18 protein-coding genes are annotated in these 20528 nt (G+C 71.7%); 12 read left to right on the top strand and 6 right to left on the bottom strand.

From position 1 onward, the window contains the following. Positions 1–173 precede the first annotated feature (173 nt). On the top strand, positions 174–971 hold the full coding sequence (locus AB0J69_RS07695) for a type 1 glutamine amidotransferase (protein WP_364114005.1): 798 nt from the start codon (positions 174–176) through the stop codon (positions 969–971). Positions 972–1137: 166 nt separating this feature from the next. After that, entirely contained in the window at positions 1138–3789 is a 2652-nt protein-coding gene (locus tag AB0J69_RS07690; protein ID WP_364114003.1) for an ABC transporter substrate-binding protein, read from the top strand. Positions 3790–3872: 83 nt separating this feature from the next. Here the strand turns inward: AB0J69_RS07690 and fdhA are convergent, their stop codons facing one another. After that, a complete protein-coding gene (fdhA, locus tag AB0J69_RS07685; protein WP_364114001.1) occupies positions 3873–5096 on the bottom strand; it encodes a formaldehyde dehydrogenase, glutathione-independent in 1224 nt (407 codons plus the stop codon). A gap of 329 nt (positions 5097–5425) precedes the next feature. Between fdhA and AB0J69_RS07680 the strand changes: the two genes are divergently transcribed. Next, on the top strand, positions 5426–5806 hold the full coding sequence (locus tag AB0J69_RS07680; RefSeq protein ID WP_364113999.1) for a hypothetical protein: 381 nt from the start codon (positions 5426–5428) through the stop codon (positions 5804–5806). A 256-nt stretch (positions 5807–6062) separates the two neighbouring features. After that, on the top strand, positions 6063–8231 hold the full coding sequence (locus tag AB0J69_RS07675; RefSeq protein WP_364113997.1) for a fibronectin type III domain-containing protein: 2169 nt from the start codon (positions 6063–6065) through the stop codon (positions 8229–8231). Positions 8232–8492: 261 nt separating this feature from the next. Here AB0J69_RS07675 and AB0J69_RS07670 read toward each other — a convergent pair whose 3' ends face one another. Together AB0J69_RS07670 and AB0J69_RS07665 are read right to left on the bottom strand one after the other, a co-directional pair. Further along, complete coding sequence (locus tag AB0J69_RS07670) at positions 8493–9737, bottom strand: hypothetical protein (protein ID WP_364113995.1); 1245 nt, start codon at positions 9735–9737, stop codon at positions 8493–8495. Positions 9738–9880: 143 nt separating this feature from the next. Beyond that, a complete protein-coding gene (locus tag AB0J69_RS07665) occupies positions 9881–11302 on the bottom strand; it encodes a BNR repeat-containing protein (protein WP_364113993.1) in 1422 nt (473 codons plus the stop codon). Positions 11303–11572: 270 nt separating this feature from the next. Between AB0J69_RS07665 and AB0J69_RS07660 the strand changes: the two genes are divergently transcribed. From AB0J69_RS07660 to AB0J69_RS07650, 3 genes are all read left to right on the top strand, one after another. Beyond that, positions 11573–12430 carry an NAD(P)H-binding protein gene (locus tag AB0J69_RS07660; RefSeq protein WP_364113991.1) on the top strand — a complete coding sequence of 286 codons (858 nt, stop codon included), beginning with the start codon at positions 11573–11575 and terminating at the stop codon, positions 12428–12430. Positions 12431–12438: 8 nt separating this feature from the next. Then, positions 12439–12825, top strand: coding sequence for a DoxX family protein (locus AB0J69_RS07655; protein WP_364113990.1), 387 nt, complete (start codon positions 12439–12441; stop codon positions 12823–12825). 73 nt (positions 12826–12898) lie between these two features. Further along, the gene (locus AB0J69_RS07650; RefSeq protein WP_364113989.1) at positions 12899–13228 is read left to right on the top strand and encodes a PPC domain-containing DNA-binding protein; all 330 of its coding nucleotides are present in this window, start codon (positions 12899–12901) and stop codon (positions 13226–13228) included. Positions 13229–13574: 346 nt separating this feature from the next. Here AB0J69_RS07650 and AB0J69_RS07645 read toward each other — a convergent pair whose 3' ends face one another. Continuing rightward, entirely contained in the window at positions 13575–14102 is a 528-nt protein-coding gene (locus AB0J69_RS07645; RefSeq protein ID WP_364113987.1) for a hypothetical protein, read from the bottom strand. Between the two features lie 311 nt (positions 14103–14413). Here AB0J69_RS07645 and AB0J69_RS07640 point away from each other — a divergent pair, with 311 nt between their 5' ends. From AB0J69_RS07640 to AB0J69_RS07630, 3 genes are all read left to right on the top strand, one after another. Next, on the top strand, positions 14414–14884 hold the full coding sequence (locus AB0J69_RS07640; protein WP_364113985.1) for a hypothetical protein: 471 nt from the start codon (positions 14414–14416) through the stop codon (positions 14882–14884). A gap of 53 nt (positions 14885–14937) precedes the next feature. Continuing rightward, the gene (locus AB0J69_RS07635) at positions 14938–15594 is read left to right on the top strand and encodes a pyridoxamine 5'-phosphate oxidase family protein (protein ID WP_364113983.1); all 657 of its coding nucleotides are present in this window, start codon (positions 14938–14940) and stop codon (positions 15592–15594) included. Between the two features lie 316 nt (positions 15595–15910). Beyond that, entirely contained in the window at positions 15911–16603 is a 693-nt protein-coding gene (locus AB0J69_RS07630; RefSeq protein ID WP_364113981.1) for a CBS domain-containing protein, read from the top strand. A gap of 70 nt (positions 16604–16673) precedes the next feature. Here AB0J69_RS07630 and AB0J69_RS07625 read toward each other — a convergent pair whose 3' ends face one another. Then, a complete protein-coding gene (locus AB0J69_RS07625; protein ID WP_364114299.1) occupies positions 16674–16781 on the bottom strand; it encodes a universal stress protein in 108 nt (35 codons plus the stop codon). A 327-nt stretch (positions 16782–17108) separates the two neighbouring features. Then, positions 17109–18545, bottom strand: a complete 1437-nt coding sequence (locus tag AB0J69_RS07620; RefSeq protein WP_364113979.1) for a GNAT family N-acetyltransferase — start codon at positions 18543–18545, stop codon at positions 17109–17111. A gap of 107 nt (positions 18546–18652) precedes the next feature. On the opposite strand from AB0J69_RS07620, the gene AB0J69_RS07615 reads away from it, so the two are divergent. Continuing rightward, positions 18653–19609: a LysR family transcriptional regulator gene (locus AB0J69_RS07615; protein WP_364113977.1), complete on the top strand. Its 957-nt coding sequence runs from the start codon at positions 18653–18655 to the stop codon at positions 19607–19609. Further along, positions 19596–20465 (top strand): helix-turn-helix transcriptional regulator, encoded by an 870-nt coding sequence (locus AB0J69_RS07610; protein WP_364113975.1) that lies wholly within the window; start codon positions 19596–19598, stop codon positions 20463–20465. Before AB0J69_RS07615 ends, AB0J69_RS07610 begins: the two co-directional genes overlap by 14 nt. Positions 20466–20528 lie beyond the last annotated feature (63 nt).

Below are 20528 nucleotides of genomic sequence, written 5' to 3'. Positions count from 1 at the left end.
CGCGAACCATTCGTCTGCGGTCGGCCGGTGATCAGGGCCGGGCCCGGTCGGCGTGAACTGTCTCAAGATTTCTCACGGATGGAGTCGATGGCATGGGATTAATAGCCGCGGAGGCCGGGTTCGACACTGCCCGGCAAGCGAATCCCCGGTCCATGCTCCGTGTTAGGGAGCGGATGCGGATCCTGGTCGTCAATCCGCAGGAGGGAAAGCTCCTGACCGAGCTCGGCCTGCGCCCCTACGGTGAGTGGATCGCCTCCGTGGCCCGGCTCGCCGGGTCGCAGATAGACGTCGTCGACGTGGCCGACGGCGCGGACCTGCCCGGCACGATCGAGGCGCACGGGATCATCGGCGGCGGGTCGGTGCACGCCGCCTACGAGGATCTGCGCTGGATCTACCGGACCAAGGAGTTCTACCGGTCCGCGCTCCGGCAGGGCATTCCGCAGTTGCACATCTGCTGGTCCCACCAGGCGCAGGTCATGGCGCTCGGCGGCGACGTCGGGGCGGGCGCGAACGGCCGCAGGGTCGGCATCGAGGAGTTGCGGCTGACCGCGGCCGGCCGGCAGGATCCGCTCTTCGCCGGCCTGCCCGACACGTTCGAGTTGTTCACCTCTCATGTCGACGTGGCGACCCGGCTTCCGCAAGGGCAACATGGGCAGGCCACCGAGCTCGCGTTCAGCAGCCACTATCGGCACGAGGCGCTGGCGTTCGGCTCGCAGGTGCGGACCTTCCAGCCGCACCCCGAGGTGGCCGCAGACCATCTCATCCCCTTGGCCAGAATGCGACGTGACACCCTTGCGAGCGAAGGGATCATCGGGCCCGGCGAGGCCGACTTCGAGGATTTCCTGACCGAGCTTCGCGAGGCGGACCAGCGCATCCGGAAGAACAACATGCGGATCTTCGAGAATTGGCTGACGCGTTTCGCCGCGCCGTTCTTCCTGATGAACCCGCTGCCGTCCCTCACCGTGGGCTGACCCGCCGGGCTTACGCCGGGACTCGCCGAGTCCCGGCGTAAAAGTCAGCCTGGTCGCGGCGTAAACGTCAGCCTGGCCGCGGCCCGGATCCTGAGACATGATGAACCACTTCCGTTGGTTGTTCGTTCACCAGGCACGGGATAGATGCCGGCCGAGGAGTGTCCAGGTGGCCGATTTGCGAAGTGTCATCGAAGGGTTGATCCGCCGGCCCGCGTTCTGGCGCGCGGATCCGCCGCTCCCCACCGTGCTGGTGACCGGTGACCAGGCGGTCGCCGCGATCCAGCAGCTGGCCGAACCGTTCGAGGACTGCGTGCCGTACGCCTTCGTCAAGGACGGCGAGCACGCCTCCGTCCTCGACCTGGTGAAATCGCTGGCGGGCGAGCACGGCCAGCTGGGCAAACCGGTCGGCGGGTCGCTCCTGCCGCCGCCCCGGTTCCCGCTCGCCCAGTTCGTGCTGTGGGCGAGGGAACAGCGCGACCTGCCGCCACCGGAGACGGGCACCTGGCCACCCGAGCCGCAGTCCCACACCGGCTACCGCGAGTTCAGGAAACGCCTCAAGTCCTGGCGCAGGCGCAGCAGCGGCGGCGACCGCGGGGTCAGGACGTCGGCGGACTTCCTCACGCGGGCCGCCACGACCTGGGTGCCGGTCGGCACCCTGGCCGTGTGGTGGGTCGGCGGCGCCTCCGACCTGGTCGGCGTCATCCCCTGGCTGTTCGGCGCCCTGGTGGCCCTGGCCGGCACCGCGGCGCAGGGCATGTTGTCGATCCGGGGCTCGCTGTTCATGCGCTGGCTCCGCACGACGCCCGCCCTGCGCAGGAAACGCTTCGAACGGCTCCCCCAGTACGCCCTGCGCCTGGCGAACTCGCCGGCCGAGGAGGTCGAGGAGTTGCTGGTCCACGCGATGATGCAGGACCTGCGCGACGCGTACAAGAAGTGGATCATCCCCTGGCCGAGCTGGGGCAGGGGCCTGTACGCGCTGCTGGCCGTGCAGGTGGACGATCCCCAGGGCACCAACGCGCGGTTCCTGGGCCTGATCGAGGAGATCACCAAGAAGAGCGGGCTGCTCGCCCCGATGGTGGTGCTGGCGGCCGTGCCGGAGATCCCGTCCAGGCCGCAGGCGCGGCCCGAGAATCTGGACAACCTGGAGGAGGTCGTCAGGCGGTGGCGCGGCGCGGCCCGGTTGGGCGTCCCCGACCTGCGCGTGGCCGTCGAGGCGACGGCGCCGCCCGAGGGCACGCCCGCGTACCGGCCGCCGCAGCCGCACCGCGCGCGGGCCCGGACCTACTGGGCGGTGATGGCGCTGCTGCTCGTCGTGCCGCTCGCGCTGGTCGGCTGGATCCAGCGCGACCGGGACGAGCACTGCGGCGGCCTGCTCTGGGCCGAGCGGATCGCGGGCGAGTGCGTCGGCATCGTCAACGCGACCCGGGCCACGCCCGACGGCCTGTTCGAGGGCGAGGTGAAGGACCTGATCAAGAAGATCGACGCGAACAACGTCTACGCGACGAGCTCGGGACGATACGTCAGCATGGTCCTGTTCGGCGAGTTCTCGATCCGGAAGACCGCGCCGGACGACACCCGCCTTCCCGCCGCCGTCTCCGAGCTCGCGGCGGTCGAGGAATACCAGCGGACGGTCACCAGCACCCCCCGGTTACGCATCCTGATCGCGAACGCGGGCGACAACTTCGTGCACGGGCAGCGGACGGCGCGGCTCATCACCGAGATGGCCGCCCAGGACCCGCACGTGATGGCGGTCGTGGGCCTGCCGCGCAGCGTGAGCGGCGTCAGCCAGGCGATCAAGGAGCTGCACCTCGCGAAGATCCCGATGGTGGCGAGCACGGCGACCGCCGACAGGCTCGGTTACGTCAAGAAGGACGACACGTCCCCCGATCCGGACAATCCCTCCCCCTACTTCTTCCACGTGGCGCCGACGAACTACCGCCAGGCGACGCTGGGCGCCCGGTTCGTCCAGAAAACTCTCTTCCCGAAGCTTGACGAACCCGCCGCGGCCATCGTGGAGGACCGGTCGCCGAGCGACGAGTACACCAACAACCTGGCCGACGACTTCGAGCAGGCGCTCAAGGCCGAGCGGGTCCGGGTCAAGGAGCGGATCCCGTACACGGTGGACGAGGGCGGCATCTCGGCGGCGGCGCAGAAGGCGTGCCGGCTGCGGCCGGACGTGCTCGTCTACGCGGGGCGCGCGTCGGAGTTCCGCGCCTTCCTCACCGCGATCGAGGGGCAGGCCTGCGGCAAGGTGAAGGTCGTCGCGGGCGACGACGTCGTCAAGGTGGTGAGCGACCACGGCGACGAGATCGCGGACATGAAGCGGGTCGAGGTCTATCACCTGACGCTGGCGAGCCGGTTGTTGTGGGAGCGCGACTCGGCCACCGCCTTCGTCAGCAAGCTGCTGAACGGCGCCCACGCGACGCGTTCCGACGACAACCTCATCCTCACGTACGACGCCGTCAACGTGGTCTACCGGGCGGCGAACGACGCCTACCGCGCGGCCAGCACGGCGGGCGGGCTGGAGGACCAGCGGCTGCCCAGCCGGGGCGACATCCTGTACCGGCTGGCCCGCACGTCAGGGGAGGCCGCGTGGGCGGGGTCCAGCGGCGTGGTGGACTTCAACGCCACGGAACGGCACACGCCCACGGACAAGGCGATCGCCATCATGAGGGTGGCGAGGGCGCCGTGGGGTCATGCGCGTCCCGTCGTACGCTGCGGCCGGCTGGACACCAACGAGCCGCCCGCAGCGAAGGACGCGCTGTGCGCGAACCTGCCGGACACCCCGCCGACGGCGGCCGGGCAGGGCTTTCGATGAGCCGGACCACCCGCCGGCCGCTCCCGATGAGCCGAACCTGCGCCGGAGGCCGCCGATGACGGCGCGGCCTCCGGCGACGTGGGTCAGGCCGCTGTGCCGAGCATGCCGTGCGGGTCGAGCACGTACTTGCGGGCGGCCCCCTCGTCGAACTCGTGGTAGCCCCGCGGCGCCTGGTCGAGCGGGATCGGCGTGGCGTTGACCGCCTTCGCGATCTGCACCCGGTCGTGCAGGATCGCCTGCATGAGCTGCCGGTTGTAGCGCATGACCGGGCACTGGCCGGTGGCGAAGCTGTGCGACTTCGCCCAGCCGAGGCCGATCCGGATGGACAGCGCGCCGTGCTGGGCGGCCTCGTCCGCCGCGCCGGGGTCTCCCGTCACGTACAGGCCGGGAATGCCGAGCGCGCCGCCGGCCCTGGTGACGTCCATCAGCGTGTTGAGCACGGTGGCGGGATGCTCCGCCCCCGACTCGTGGCCGTGTCCGCGGGCCTCGAAACCGACCGCGTCGACGCCGCAGTCGACCTCCGGCGCACCGAGGATCTGCAGGATCTGGTCCTTCGGCTCGCCCATGGCGACGTTGATGGTCTCGCAGCCGAAGCTGTGCGCCTGGTCCAGCCGCTCCTTGTTCAGGTCGGCGACGATCACCACGGCGGCCCCCAGCAGGTACGCCGAGGCGGCCGCGGCCAGCCCGACCGGGCCGGCGCCGGCGACGTAGACGGTGGACCCCGGCTTCACCCCCGCGGTCACGCAGCCGTGGAACCCCGTCGGGAAGATGTCCGCGAGCATGGCCAGGTCGAGGATCTTCTCCATCGCCCGGTCCTTGTCGGGGAACTTCAGCAGGTTCCAGTCGGCGTAGGGAACGAGGGCGTAGTCGGCCTGGCCGCCGACCCAGCCGCCCATGTCGACGTAGCCGTACGCCGAGCCGGGCCGGTCCGGGTTGACGTTCTCGCAGATTCCGGTCTTGCCCTCCTTGCAGTTGCGGCAGCGGCCGCAGGCGATGTTGAACGGCACGGACACGAGGTCGCCGGTCTTGATGAACTCCACGTCAGAACCGGTCTCGACGACCTCGCCGGTGATCTCATGACCGAGGACGAGCCCCTGTGGCGCCGTGGTGCGGCCGCGGACCATGTGCTGGTCGCTGCCGCAGATGTTGGTGGCGACCGTCTTGATGATCGCGGCGTGCGGCAACTTGCGGCCGACGTTCGCCGGATTGACCCCGGGGCCGTCCTTGAGCTCGAATCCGGGGTAGTCGATCTCGTTTACTTCGACCTTGCCTGGGCCTTCGTACATGACTCCTCTGTTACCAGGCATGGCGTTCGTCTCCCTCGTTCGGAAGTGACGGGCATACGGTCGTTCACGGCCTCATGGATCACCTCCTCGCGCCGCATCGGCGGCGACGGCGACCACGGGCGGACGACGCCCGGCCGGCGCCGGAGCGGCAGGTCTCCCACCATCGCAACCCCCCGATGACGATGGTTCGCTCCCCCAATATTCGAATATATCCCAGGGTCTCCCGGCGGCTGGCCGGGTGCCCGGTTCGCTCGTCATCCAGGGGCCCCGCGGCGGCGAAGCAAATGATGAGACGGCTCACCCGTCGAACGCGACATCCGATTCCGTCATCACTCCAAAAGGAGACAGGAATGCGCAAGTCGTACAAGATCGCTTCGCTCGCCGCTGCCGGGATGCTGATGTTCCCGGCCGCGCTCACCTCGCCGGCCTCGGCCGCGACGACCACGTCGGCCGGCTCGGCGAGCATGATGGCGCTGACCCTGACCGGCGGTGGCTGCGAGGCGCTCGCGCGGCGGTTCCTCTGCCAGGTGGCCTTCAGCGGTGCGGTCGCGCCGGTCTCGATCCGCTGGTTCCTCGACGGCAACCGCGTGCCGTCGTTCGACGACAGGACCTTCGTGGGGATCGGCTGCCAGCCCCCCTTCCGGTACGACATCCGATCGGTGATCTCTGACGCCACCGGGGCGTCCGTCGAGTTCCGCACCCTGGCGACCTGCCGGTCCGGCAACCCGTGACGGGTCCGAGGTGAGGTGAGGTGACGCGCGGCCATGGCCGCGCGTCACCGAAATTTTCGGAGAGGTTGGCCATCCGTGGCCCACCTCTCGCTATTTCAGCTAATTTCCGAAACTATCGGATTAGTACATTTGCGTTTTCCCATGTCAATTGCACACCACCAAGCTGATGTCCGAAATATTTCGACCCATGCGTTGACATGTTTCGGATCGATTCCCAGACTGATCGCCAACACCCCACCCGGAAGGGAGAGCCCTGGTGATCATCAGCTTGGCCCGCTCCAAGACCCGTTCCAGGGTCGTCGCGCTGGCGGTGGCGGCGGCGCTCTCGGTCGCCGGCACGGTGACGGTGACCCCCACCGAGGCCGCCGCGGCCGCCGGAGTCGAGAACGAGGGTGCCGACTGCGCGGTGACCGGCCTGCCCGACGCGGGATCCCTGCCCACCGACTCCAGGCTGCCCGACCCCTTCAGGAAGCTGGACGGTACGCGTATCGCCGCCAAGGCCGACTGGCGGTGCCGGCGGGAAGAGATCAAGAGGCTGGCCGAGAAGTTCGTCTACGGCGAGAAGCCCGTGAAGCCGTCCAGCGTCACGGGTACGGTCTCGCGAACCGGCATCACCGTGAACGTGAGCCACAACGGCAGGAGCTCCAGCTTCTCGGCGAGCGTGGAGTTGCCGAGCGGCACCGGGCCCTTCCCGGCCGTCGTCGTCCTGGGCGGCTTCGGCGCGGACACGGCCGCCATCAGAGCGGCCGGCGCCGCCGTCATCAGCTACGACCCCTACGCGGTCGGGCGGGAGGGCACGCCGCGCAACAACAAGCAAGGCGCGTTCTACAGCATCTACGGCTCCTCGAGCAGCACCGGGCTCCTGCTGGCCTGGGCCTGGGGTGTGAGCCGGATCATCGACGTTCTCGAGCAGTCGGGCGGCGGCATCCTCAAGGCCGACGCGACCGGCGTCACGGGCTGCTCCCGGTTCGGGAAGGGCGCCTTCGTGACGGGTGCGTTCGATCAGCGCATCGCCCTGACCATGCCGATCGAGTCGGGCAGCGCCGGCGTGCCCATCTTCCGCGGGATCCCCGGGGAAGGCGCCCAGAGCCTGAGCAGCGCGTACGGCGAGCAGCCGTGGCTGGGTGACGCGTTCGGCTCCTTCACCGGCAGTCCGGCCAGGCTGCCGGTGGACACGCACGAGATCGTGGCCATGGTCGCGCCGCGCGGGCTGTTCGTCATGGACAACCCCCACATCGCCAACCTGGGGCCCAGATCGGCGAGCGTGGCGGCCCTGGGCGGAGCGGAGGTCTACAAGGCGCTCGGCGCGGGCGAGAACATCACGTACTGGTCCGACGTCCAGGACGGCAGCCACTGCGCCAGCAGGGCCGAATGGCGGACCCCGCTGCAGCAGAACATCCAGAAGTTCCTCCTGAAGACCGGCAGCGCGCCCGGCGCGATGAGGATCTCGTCCAGGGCGAGCGGCAACCTGGCCGAGTGGCGCGACTGGACGACCCCGGCCCTCGGCGACTCCGGCGACACCACCGCGCCGAGCACGCCGGGCACCCCGGCCGCGTCCGGCGTCACCGCCACCAGTGCCACGCTGACCTGGGCGGCCTCCACGGACCAGGGCGGTTCCGGGCTGGCCGGCTACAACGTCTACCGCGAGCAGGGCGCCACCGACCCGCAACTCGGCCAGTCCACCACCAGCTCGATCACCCTCACCGGGCTGACCGCGAACACCCGGTACCAGGTGTACGTACGGGCGCGTGACGGCGCGGGCAACCTGTCCGGCAACTCCCAGCCCGTCACGTTCACCACGCCCACCACCGGCGGCGACACCTCGCCGCCGACCGCCCCGGCCGGCCTGGCGGCCTCGGGCACCACGTCCACGGGCACGAGCCTGAGCTGGACGGCCTCGACGGACGACAACGGCGTCGCCCGCTACGACGTCCTGCGTGCCTCGGGCGCGGGCGCGTTCAGCCAGGTCGGCACCTCGGCCACGACCACGTACGCGGACACGGGCCTGACCCCGAGCACCGCCTACCGCTACCAGGTCAGGGCCCGGGACGCGGCGGGCAACCTCTCGCCCGTCTCGAGCACCGCCGAGGTCACCACCCAGCCCGGCTCGTCCACCGGAGGCTGCACGGCCGTCCCGACCGTACAGACCCAGTGGGCCACCGGGTACGTCATCCAGCCGCTGACCGTCACCAACACCGGCACCTCGGCGATCACCGGATGGACCGTCACCTTCACGCTGCCGGCCGGGCACACGCTGACCGGCTCGTGGAACGGCACCACCACGGTCAGCGGGCAGACCGTGACCATCAGGAACACCGGGCACAACGGCACCCTCGCGCCCGGGGCGGCCACCGCCAGCGTCGGCTTCCAGGCGACCCGCCCGAACGGCAGCACCGCACTGCCGTCCGGATACACCTGCGCCTGACGGCCGGCACTCCCCCGGACGGCGACTCCGGCCCATCCCTCCGGGCTGGGGTCGCCGTCGGGCTCTGTTATCCGGCGTCTCGCTGGCTGCCCCGTATCCGGTGCGGGCGTCAGCCGGTGCGGGCGTCAGCCGGTGCGGGCGTCAGCCGGTGCGGGCGTCAGCCGGTGCGGGCGTCAGCCGGTGCGGGCGTCATCGGTGCGGGCGTCAGCCGGTGCGGGCGGCCCGCCCACCGATCGATCGCACGCCGGGCGGGTGGCGCGGTCAGCTGGTGATGGTGAGGTCGCGCAGCAGGAAATAGCTGACGGCGTCGGCCTGCATGTAGAGGTGGAACTTGTCGGCCTTGGAACGGGCCGTCTTGTCCGCGGTGACGATCGTGACGACCACGTACTTCTTCGACACGTTGGTGCGGATCTTCCCGTACGAGAAGTTGGCGAGGGCCATGTCCCTGCGGATGTTCACCGAGTCCGCGGGGACCTTGGCCAGGCGCGTGGCGGCGGTCCTGGCGGCCTTGTCCGTCGGGAACGCCATCATCACCTGCACCGCCTTGAGGTGCCCCCGGTAGGCGGAGTAGGCGACCTGGACGGCGCGCTCGCACTTGTTCTTGGCCAGCACGCCTTGGGCGTCCACCGGGTCGCAGGTGTCGTAGGTCCAGCCGGCGACCTTGTTGGCGTCGAACTTGACGCCGCTCAGGGCGAACTTCCAGTCGTCGAACTCGGTGTGGGCTATCGGCGATCCCGGCTGGGCCCGTGACGAGGTGGGCGGGCTGCCCGTGGGCTCGGTGCCCGGCTCGGCCGGATCGGCGGTCGGGTCACCCGGATCAGTGGTCGGGTCGCTTGGATCGGTGGTCGGGTCGGCCGCCGGGGAGTCGGACTGCCAGGGGGCCGTGGTGGGTAACGAGGTCGCGCCGCTGGGCAGGGCGGTGCCGCGCTCGGAGGCGGAGGACTTGACGTAGGTCACCGCGCCGATCGTGCCGCCGCCGAGCAGGAGGACTCCCAGGCCGACGGACAACGCGATGATCAGAGCGCTGTTGCGTTTGGGCGGCCGGCCGTAGTCGTAGAGGTCCTGGGGGAGGCCGTAGGGGTCCTGCGGGATGCCGTGACGGTCGGAGGGGACACCGTAGGAGTCCTGCGGGAGGCCGTGATGATCAGGGGGAAGGCCGTAGGAGTCCTGCGGGAGGCCGTGGCGGCCAGAGGGGACACCGTAGGAGTCCTGCGGGAGGCCGTGGCGGTCGGTGGGGAGGCCGTAGGGGTCGCCCTTGCCGTACTGGGTCGGCCAGTCCAAGGGGTTGGGGGGTGGTGGCGGGCCTCCCTGCCGCGGTTGTGGGCCGGGTCCCGGGCGGCCGGGGTTCTGGGGGCGGCCGGTGCCCGGCGGTCCGTAGCCGGGTGGCGGGCTTGCCTGGCCGGACGACGGCCGGCCGTATCCGGACCGGCCGTGCTCCTGGGGCGGTTCCTGCGCCTGCTGGCCCCACGGGTCCTGCGGGTGGTGGGGCTGTGGAGGGTATGCCATTGCCCCATTGTGGGATGGCTTATCGCGGTTACCTCGGATACCCCGTTACCTGGCATAAGAGTGAACCGGGGGGTCGTGGTGGTACGTACTAGACAGGGTCTTCGGGGGGTTGATGTTCGATCCTGCCTGGTGGGGGTGTTGGGCTATGGGCCCAGGCGGAGGTCGAGGACGCGTAGGGGCGAGGGGGTCGGGGTGGTGGAGGTCTGTTGGTACATGATCGAGAGGATGCGTTCGGCGGTCGCGCGCGGGTAGTCGATGGTGACTTCACCGAAGGCGTTCAGGCCGGCCGCGTCGAAGATCAGGCTCCAGTCCGTCCAGCCGGAAGCGGCGCTCGCTGCCGCCACCCGGCCGAACGGCAGCACCACGTACGCGTTGTCGGCGGTGTCGAAGACCAGGCGGGAGCGGCCCGTGGAGTTCGGGGGAACCGGGAGCTCGCGCTTGTGCCAGGCGCCGGCGGAGTCCCGCCGTACGTGGAAGACCCGGCCGTACGTGCGGCGTTGAGCCGCGTACGACGACACGCACTGGGTGAAGCGGCCCGGGACGTAGCTGATGATCACGTGCGGGCGGCCGGTGGAGTCGACGGCCTGGCTCTCCTGGTTCATCAGGCCGTGGTCGACGGTGAGCGGGTCGGCGATCAGGCCCGGTGAGGTGATCGACACGAGGGTCCCGCCGGTCGTGCCCACCTGGGTGCCCGCGCCGTTGCGCCAGGTGCGGCCCTGGTCGTCGCTGTAGACGTAACCCGTGTCGTGGTTGGCGAGCCCGCCCGGGTTGCACAGGACGGCGGTGTTGCCCTCGCGCCAGGTGAAGGCCACGTGCAGGCGGTTGCCGTGGTAGGTCAGGCCGTGCACGTACATGTTGCGGGTCGTGCTGGTGGCGCCGTTGTGGGTGTAGGAGCCGGTGGCCGACGACCACTTGCCCAGTTTCGTCCAGCCGCTCGGCGTGTACTCGGCCAGCTCGTTCGTGCCGTTGCCGGAGCCGCCCGTACGGTAGAACAGCTGCAGCCGGCCCGATGGCGCCACGACGAACTGCGGATACGTGACGGCGCCCAGGGAGACTCCGTCGAGGCTGCGTTGCACCGGGCCGAAACGGGCGGCCGACCAGGTGCCGCCCGCCGCGAGGCCCGCGTCCGACTTCGTGTAGTAGATCGTGCTGTTGTGGGTGTCCATGGCCACGTGCAGCCGGCCGTCGGCGGGTGAGATGCCCAGGCAGATGACGTTGTGCGAGTCGTTCACGCTGAGCCGGTGCGGCAGCGTGATCGCCTGCCATGCCCCGCCCGACAGGGTGCGGCGGGCGATCCGGACGTCGCGGGTGGCGGTGTACCAGGCGGCGTACTGCTGCCCGGCGTGCGTCATGATGCCGTTGAGCTGGAACGACTCGACGTTGACCAGTCCGTCGTAGGAGACGAGGTACAGGGCTGCCGGGTCGAGCACGGTGTCGCCCAGCCGGGTCAGCGTGGGCCCGGCCGCGACCGGGGCGGCCTCCGGGGCCACCGGGACGAGGGCTCCTGCGGCGGCTCCGCCGCTCGCCGTCAGCAGGCGCCTCCTGCTCAACTCGGAATCGGTCATGCCCGCCTCCGCGTAGTTTTGCGTGACTTGGTGTGTCTTTCCCGGCTCACTGCCATTCGCCTCTTCTGTTCCCAGTGCGAGTGATCCGGGCGAGGGCTCGGCGCCGCCCTTTCCGGGTCGTTCCGGCTGCCAGCAGGGCAGTGACGGGTTCTCGGCCGGTTCGGCTGGCCGGCGCCGCTGGTGAAAGTTTCAGGGGCGGTGTCACACTCCGGCCGCCGGTGGCCTCTCAGGTTCCGTCCGAACAAAGCTCACTGAACCAAGGGGAACACGATGATTCTGATCACCGGGGCCACCGGCGCCGTCGGGCGTCTGATCGTGGAACGGCTCGCCGGCCAGGGCGCGAAGGTGCGTGCCGTCAGCCGTACGCCCGGGGCCGCCGGCCTCCCGGCGGGTGTGGAGGTCGTCCAGGGTGACCCGGCGCGGCCCGGAAGCCTCGCCGGCCATCTCGACGGCGTCCGGGCCGTCTTCCTGCACCCGCGTACCTTCGGCGAGTCGCCGGACGCCCTGCTCGCCCTGGCCCGGGAGCGGGGCGCGGAGCGGGTGGTCGCCCTGTCGGCGATGAACATCGACGACCCGTACGAGCTGCAGCCCTCCCGTCTGCGGGGCGACCGGAACAAGGAGGCCGAGGAGGCGGCCGTGGCCAGCGGCCTGTCCTGGACGAGCCTGCGGGCCAGCTCCTTCTGCGGCAACCTGCTCCAGGCGTGGGGCCACCAGATCCGGACCGGCGACGTGGTCCGGTACGTCCACGCGGGGTTCCAGGAGGCGCTGCTCGACGAGCGGGACCTGGCCGAGGTCGCGGCCCGCGCGCTGCTCACCGACGAGCAGGCGGGCCGCAGGCTGGAGGTCACCGGGCCGCACACGCTCACTCACCGGGAGGCGGTGACCGTCCTCGGCGAGGTCCTCGGCCGGCCGCTGCGCTTCGAGGAGGTCTCGCCGGATCATCACATCGCGCACCTGGTCGGGATCGGGCTGCCCGAGCCGTTCGTACGAGCCCTGATGGCCAGGTACGCCGCCTACGCCGAACGGCCGCAGCACCTCGCGACGGGTGACGTGGAGAAGGTCCTCGGCCGCCCCGCGCGTACCTTCGCCGACTGGGCGGCCGACCACGCCCGCGCGTTCCGGGACTGATCACGTCCATGTCAGCCGCCTATGCCGTCACCGCCCTGGTGACCATCGCCGCGAACACGTTCTCGGGGTTCGCGGCCATGACCCGGCTCGAGCCCGTCATGCGGGTGCTCGGGCCCGCGCTCGCCAACGCCGGCGTGCCCGAACGCTGGCTGGTGTGGCCGATCGGCGCCCTCAAGGCGCTCGCCGCGCTGGGCCTGGCCCTTGGCCTGCTCGGCGTGCCGGTCATCGGCACGGCGGCGGCCGCGGGCCTCGTGCTCTACTTCACCTGCGCCCTCTACACCCACGCGCGCGTCAGCGACTACTCGCCGATGTTCGGGCTGGCGAACGTGTTCCTCGGCCTGGCGGTGGCCACGCTGGCGCTCGACCCGGCCCTGTCGCTGGACCTGACCCGGTGAGCGCGTCCGGCCGCGAGCGTCACGTGCGGCCGGCGGTCAGGTTCGGGCCGGGCCGTCGGGGCAGGGGGGCGGCATGCGTGCGAAGCAGCTTGCGTTCGATGTGGAACAGACGTACGTGGTCGTGTTCGACCAGGGCGAGCAGGTGGTGGACGGTCTCACCGAGTGGGCGGCGCGAACCGGCATCCGGGCCGCCCGCCTGACCGGCATCGGCGGGTTCCGCAGGGTCACGCTGGGCTTCTTCGACCCGGAGGTCCAGGACTACCGTCACATCCCGCTCGATCAGCAGACCGAGGTGCTCGCCCTGATAGGCGATTTCGCGATGGCCGAGAACGGCCGGGCCCCTCAGCTGCACGCCACGTGGTGGTCGGGCTGCCGGACGGGGCGGCGCGCGGCGGGCACCTGATCAGCGGCGAGGTGTTCCCCACCCTGGAGGTGATCGTCACCCAGTCGCCCAGGTACCTGCGCCGCCGCCACGACCCCCGCACCGGCCTGGCCCTCATCGACCTGGACGCGGGCGCCTGACCGTCGCCGGCCGGCTCTCGGATCGGGGCCGGCTCGAAACCGGTCACGATCTCCGGGCGGATGTCGATCACCTGTTCCATCTCACCCGCCGACCCACGGGTGCAGGACTCCTTCCGACGAGAATCACGTCTCCTCCTCCACCTTTCTCCAGCGCAGCACTGGGGATCGCCCGCGCGGACGACGAGCGCCCACCCCCGTGGCGGGGGTGGGCGGGGTCGCCGGGCCGGTTACTTGAGCCAGTTGTTGCGGCGGACGACGGGCAGGTTGCCGAGGCCGAGGGTGCCTCCCGCGCCGGCGAGGGCGAGGCCGATGAGGACGATCGCGTAGATGATGTGCTCGTCCATGAAGGGGTTGTTGGCCAGGGGCAGCTCGGCGGCCCACATGAGGGCCAGCATCAGCGTGCCGGCGATCGCGGCGATCCGGGTGCCGATGCCCAGGACCAGCGCCAGGCCGATGCCGAGCAGGCCGGCCATGAACAGCCAGTCCACCCACGCCAGCCCCGCCAGGCCAGAGAAGAAGCCGCCGAGCGCGTTCTCGCCGGTGCCCTTGAGGAAGCCGGTGGTCGGGCTGCCGCCCTCGATCCAGGCGCGGGCGGCCGGCGTCGCGAGCCCCCAGCCGAAGGTCTTGTCCAGGAACGCCCACAGGAAGACCCAGCCGATCGAGATCCGGGCCGCCGCCCAGACGTAGTCGACGGGGGCGTGTGCCGCCTTGGCGACGCGGGCGTCCATCACGGGCCTGCTGATGGTGGTGGCCATGGCGGGCCTCCCTCTCTTGTCTGTCGTGTCTTCCTTGTCGCACCCTCATCACACCGCTTCCGGCTGCCGCTGATCAGTGCCGTACGGCCTGCGGCGGAAGGACCTTGGTCCTCTCCGCCCGCTCCCGCCGATTCCGGCGAAGGGGGCGGGACCGTCCGGCACTCACCACGGGCCGGCCGGTGCGGAAGCGTCGGGCTCAGGAGTTGTGCGATGTCCTCTTCACTCGCTACCGAACTCGGTGTCCGCCGGCTGGTGGTGGCGGCCGGGCAGGCGCCGTCGGTGCTCAACACACCCAGCCGTGGCGCTTCCGCGTGGTCCGCCGCGAGTTCGTCGAGCTGCTCGCCGACCCGGACCGGCGGTTGCGGATCCTCGATCCGCGCGGCCGCAACCAGTACGTGAGCTGCGGCGCGGCGCTGTTCAACCTGCGCCTGGCGGTGCGTACGGCCGGGCAGCGGCCGATGGTGTGGCTGCTGCCGTCGCCGGAGGAGGAGCCCGGCCTGCTGGCGGCCGTGCGCATGACCGGGATGCTGCGCGTACCGGAGGAGCAGCGGCAGCTGTACGACCTCATCCCGGTGCGCCGCACCAGCCGCCGGCCCTTCGACGACCGCCGCCCGCCCCGCGCGGTGCTGACCGAGCTGCGGACGGCGGCCTCCCGGGAGGGCGCGGGCCTCGTCCCGCTCGACCGGCACGCCTCGATCGACATGCTCGACCACGCAGCCCGCGCCGGCCCGCGGCCGTCTGATCCGCGCGTAGATCGGGCCGAAGGACCCTGTCCGGCATGAGGGTGGCTGGGTAGCGTCCCACGAGTCGGACCATCACCACGGAGGGCACGCTCATGACAGGCAACGGCGACTTCGGGCGTCGCATCACCTTTCACCGCACCAAGCTTGACCTCACGCTGGAGGAGGTCGCCGACCGCGCGGACATGTCGGCCGGGTACGTACAGTATCTGGAGACCCACCTGGGCACCCCCGACATGGGCACGGTGACCCGGCTGGCCAAGGCGCTGGAGACCACGGTCGAGGACCTGCTGGGCGGGGGGCGGGACCGCCCGCCGGGCACCGGTCCCGGGCCGGCCGGCTCCGTCCTGGAGGGGCTGGAGCCGGAGGAGTGCCTGCGCCTGATCGGGCCGGGAGGCATCGGCCGGGTCGCCTTCACGGGCTCGCACGGGCCGACGGTGCTGCCGGTCAACTACCGGCTGCACGACGGCGCCATCGTGTTCCGCACCGCGCACGGGGGCCCCATGGACCGGGATCTGCGGACCGGGCTCGAGGGCGTGGACATCATGATCGGATTCCAGGTGGACCGGATAGACGAGGCGCGGCACGAGGGCTGGAGCGTCCTCGTCCAGGGCGCCGCCCACCACGTGCCGGAGTCCGAGGCGGCCGGGATGAGCGAGGCCGACGTCACCCCTTGGGCGGGCGGCCGGCGGCGCCTGTACATCCGCGTCGTGCCGCACCACATCACCGGCCGCCGCATCCACGCCCTCTGAGCGACCGAAGACCGCGACCACCCGCCCGCGCGGCCAGCCCACCGGCACCAGACCCGCACGCCCACCTGTCTGCCCCACGGTTTCGCCGAAGAAGGGCCGCACTCCTGCACGCGGCCGGTTGCCCAGCGACGGGACGGCGCCACGCGCCCAGCGGCCGGCCGTCCTGATCGACGGCCGCTGCCCCGTCGCCTGCGCTGACCGCCGACCGCTGACCAACGACCGCCACGGTCGGGACTTCCGGCCCTACATCGCGATCCGGCTCCGAGTTGTCATGAAAGAAGACAAGTCCAGAGGAATACCGAAGGAGCTGACCGCCATGCGTATGACCGTCACGGACGTGATGACCACCGACGTCGCCGCCGTCAACCGCAACGCCTCCTTCCACACCGTGGCCGAGTTGCTCATCACCAGGGGCGTCAGCGGTGTGCCGGTGCTCGATGACGACAGCCGCGTGCTGGGTGTCGTCTCCGAGGCCGACCTGCTGGCCAAGGAGGAGTTCAAGGAGCGCTACCACGGCGACGGCTACCGCCCGCCGCTGCGCGCCCGCATCCGTCACACCAGCGGCAGCGAGGGCAGCGGCTACCGCAAGTCGCTCGGCGAGACCGCCGGCGAGCTGATGACCGCGCCCGCCCACGTCACCACGCCCGACACGCCGATCGTGTCGGCCGCGCGGCTGATGGACCGCCACGGCGTCAAGCGCCTGCCCGTGGTCGACGCCGACGGCCGCCTGACCGGCATCGTCAGCCGTCGCGACCTGATCAAGGTCTTCCTGCGCCTCGACAAGGACATCGAGACGTCCGTGCGCGACACCGTACGGGCCGACGGCCAGGGCCTCGTGGTCACCGTCGCCGACGGCGTGGTCACCCTGTCCGGGACCCTGCCCGAGCACAGCCAGGCCGTCACCGCCGTCCGCCTGGCCGAGAACATCGACGGCGTCGTCGCCGTCCACGACGACCTCGCGTGGAAGCACGACGACATCGCCGACCTGCCCATGTGGGGCGGAGCGTGACATGAGCGGGTCGACCCCGACGCGCCGGACCCGCTGATCGGCGGGGCCGACGTTCCCGATCCGCGCGGGCTCAGGTCCCGCGGACCACCGCCACCGGGCACCGCGCGTGGTGCGGCACGCCCCTGCTGACGGAGCCGAGCACCGCCGAACCCACGGCGCCGCGCCCGTGCGAGCCCACCACGAGATCGGCGTCGGCCGGCGATCGTGCGCCAGCGCCTGCTTCAGCGCCTCCTGGCCCGCGCGCGGCAACGTGCCGGGCTGGCCGGCGTCCGGGAACTCCGCGATCTGGTACGGCCCCCCGGTCCACCGCGGGCACGGGCCGCAGCGGCCGACGCAGGCGTACGGCATCAGCGGCGGCCCAGCCGACGGCGGCCCGCGAAGGAACGGACCCCGTCGACCCCTACGACGATCATGGCTACCTCCTCTGTCGCACACCATCGGACCGCGGCCGGAAGTCCCGGTGGCCGGGGCCCAAGGCCCTTCGGCGGGAGCCCCGGCCCCGCCGCTACGCCCGCGAGCGGTAGTGGTAGCTGTGCGACGCGGTGAAGCCCAGGCCCTCGTAGAGCGCGCGGGCCGCGCCGTTGTCCGCCTCGACCTGGAGGTAGAGACGGTCCGCGCCCCGCTCCTCCGACCAGCGGGCGAGCGCCGCCAGGAGGGCCTTCGCCACCCCCTTGCGCCGGTGGTCGGGATGGGTGGCCATGCAGAAGACCCCCGTCCAGCCGTCCTCCGTGACCGCCAGGACCACACCGCTCGTGTCCTTGGCGAGCAGCACCGCCTCGGGCCGGATGCGCTCGATGACCGCCATGTCGCCGGCATCACCGTTCACCGCCTGGAACAGCCCGGGCCAGCGGGCCCGGTCGTGCACCGGCCCGGCCCCGGCGGGCTCGCCCGCCGCGGCCAGGACGGTCGCGGTGCCGGCGGTCATGACCAGTGTCCTGCCCGCCATCGTGTAGCCGCGGGCCGCCAGGAGCGCGTCGAGCTCCCCGTGGTGTTCCGCGGGGCTCACCTGGACGGTCGCGGGGACCCCCCGTGCCGCGCAGAAGTCCTCCACCACCTGGACGGACGGGACGGCCACGCCGGGCAGCGGGAGCGCCGAGTTGGAGCGCCTGCGGTGCACGCCCGGCGTGTGGCGCAGGAGCCAGCCGTCGCGTTCCTCGACGTGCAGGGCGGGCCAGGCGCCGGCCGCGCGCCGTTCGACCTGCCACGGACGCGACGCGGCGCACAGCCGGACGAGCTCGGGGACCAGGCCCCTGAGCATCTCCTCGTCCCGGGGGTCGGAGGGCGCGTACTCGGTGATGCCCAGGCCGGCGATCTCGTGCCGGGCCGCCAGGGCGGCGACCGCCTCGGTCAGGGCCCGCGCCGACAGGCCGTCGGGCTCCGGGTAGCCGACCGACCTGATGCCGTCCAGGACGTCGAGGTCCACGTGGATGTAGAGGATCGCGTTGTCGTCGAGGGTGGACAGGCCGCCGATGCCCGTCCGCTCGATGTACGCCGCCTCCCCGGGATCCAGCGAGCGCGTTCCGACCAACGCCACCTGATCCGGGCGCACTGCGGGTGAGGGCGTCAGGCCGGGCGGGCCCTCGCCCAGGAGGGCGCGCAGGATCATGCCGTGGAAGGCCCCGGACGGTGACGTGGCCGGGGAGTTCAGGTCGCCGTGGGCGTCGAACCACACGAGGTTGAGGCGATCGCCGTGCCGGCGCAGCGCGGCCGCGACCGGTTCGAGCTCCACGCCGCAGTCGCCGCCGACGGTGACGACGAAGCCGTCCTCCGGCAGCGCCCGCCGGACCCGCTCGGCGGTCTCGGCGAGGGTGTCGCCGGTCTCCACCCGCACGTGCCGCGCTCCGGGAACCATCGCGGCCAGCCGGGCCGCGCCTTCGACCAGCCTGGGCGCCGTGGGCGACAGCGATCCCTGCCATTGCGGGATTTCGACGACAGTCCGCATCCTGTCCTCCTTCACGTGGGGTTTTCTGGTGGCCGGGCGACAGTGTGGCGTGGTGCAATTGGCAACGTCCACTTAGTATTCATGAGCTGATCTATAAGGTTTCCTTGATGTTGGATCCCACGAGGCTGCGCCTGCTGCGCGAGTTCGCCGAGCACGGCACGATGACGGCCGTGGCCGAGGTCTGCGGCCTGACCTCGTCCGCCGTCTCGCAGCAGCTCGCCACCCTGGAGCGCGAGGCCGGGGTCCGGCTGTTCGAGCGGGCCGGGCGCCGGGTCCGCCTGACGGCGGAGGGGCGGCGCCTCGTCGGGCACGCGCACAATGTCCTGAACGCCCTGGACGCCGCCGAGGAGGATCTCCGCTCGGCCTCGACCCCGCGCGGTCCCGTACGCGTGGCCTGCTTCGCCACCGCCGCGGTCCACCGCCTGCTGCCCGCGATGGCCACCGTCCGGGCCCGGCACCCCGACCTCCACGTGATCATGCACGAACTCGAGCCGCGCGAGGCGATCGAGGCGCTCCGCGAGGGCCGCTGCGACCTCGGGATCGCCTTCACCTACAGCCTCATCCCCGAGGACCCGCCCCCCGGGGTCACCCGGCTGCGCCTGGGCGTCGAGCCCCTCCTGATCGCCCTGCCCGCCGGCCACCCGGCCGCCGCCGGCGAGGTGGACCTGCGCTCGCTGCGCGGGGAGCCGTGGATAGCGGGCTCCTGGAGCACCGCCGACCACGAGATGCTCGACCGCGCCTGCGCGCTGGCGGGCTTCCACCCGAACGTCGTGCACACGGCCGACGACTACGCGCTCGTCCTGCGCATGGTCCGCGAGGGCCTGGGCGCCAGCCTGGTGCCCGAGCTGGTGGCCACGGTGGTCGGCGTACCCGACGGCGTCGTGCTCCGCCCGATCTCCACGATCGAGATCACCCGCACCACGCACGCGCTGCTCCGCACCGAGACCCCGGCCATCAACGCCGTGCTCGCCCTGCTCAGGAGCCCGGGGACCGGCATGAGCGGTCGGCGGCCCGACCTAGAGTCGGAAGGAGACGAGAGGAGAGGGCAAGGTGGACCTGCGTGAGCTCGGATCGTTCCTGAAGTCCCGCAGAGACCGGCTGCGCCCGGAGGCGGTCGGCCTGCCGCCCGGCACCCGGCGGCGGGTGCCCGGCCTGCGCCGCGACGAGGTGGCGCAGCTGGCCTGCGTGTCCGCCGACTACTACACCGAGCTGGAGCAGGGCCGCGGGCAGTCCCCCTCGGAGCCGGTCCTGCGCGGGCTGGCCGGCGCCCTGCGCCTGGATCCGGACGAGACCGTCCACCTGTTCCTCCTGGCGGGCCGGCCGGCGCCGTTCGGCGCGGAGCCGATCCAGATGCAGTCCGCGCTGCGCCAGCTCATGGACCGCCTGCAGGACACCCCCGCCATGGTGATCACCGACATGCACGAGGTGGTCATGCAGAACCACGCCGCGCAGGTCCTCGTCGGGCCGCAGGCGGGGCTGACCGGGGTCCGGGCCAGCTTCCTCCACCACTGGTTCACCGTCCCGGCCACCCGCGACCTCTACCCGGCCGAGGACCACGACTACCACTCCCGGCTGCTCGTCTCCGACCTGCGCGCCGCGGTCGCCCGCCGCGGCCCCGGCGACCGGGCCGGCGCCGACCTCGTCGACCACCTGCTGGCCACCAGCGCCGAGTTCGCCGAGCTGTGGCGGGCGCAGGAGGTCAAGGTGCGCCACGAGGAGTACAAGCGGATCGTCAACCCGGCGCTCGGCATCCTCAAGGTCACCTGCAACAGCATCGTCACGGCCGACGCCGCCCAGCGGCTGCTGTGGTTCGTCCCCGACGACCCCGCGGTCATGCCGGCGCTGCGCACCCTCGACCCCGCCGGCGTCTGGCGCGACACCCCGGGCCCGGCCTTCGGCCTCTTCGCAAGCTGGGGTTGATCACCCCAGGCTGCGCACTTTTCCCGCCGGGCGGTCGGGGGGCAGGCTGGAAGGAGGCGGTGC

The sequence above is a fragment of the Nonomuraea sp. NPDC049709 genome, assembly GCF_040674815.1.
In the GTDB taxonomy this organism is placed as follows: domain Bacteria; phylum Actinomycetota; class Actinomycetes; order Streptosporangiales; family Streptosporangiaceae; genus Nonomuraea.
The sequence above is the reverse complement of the archived record's forward strand: the minus strand, read 5'-3'. Positions and strand labels throughout refer to the sequence as shown.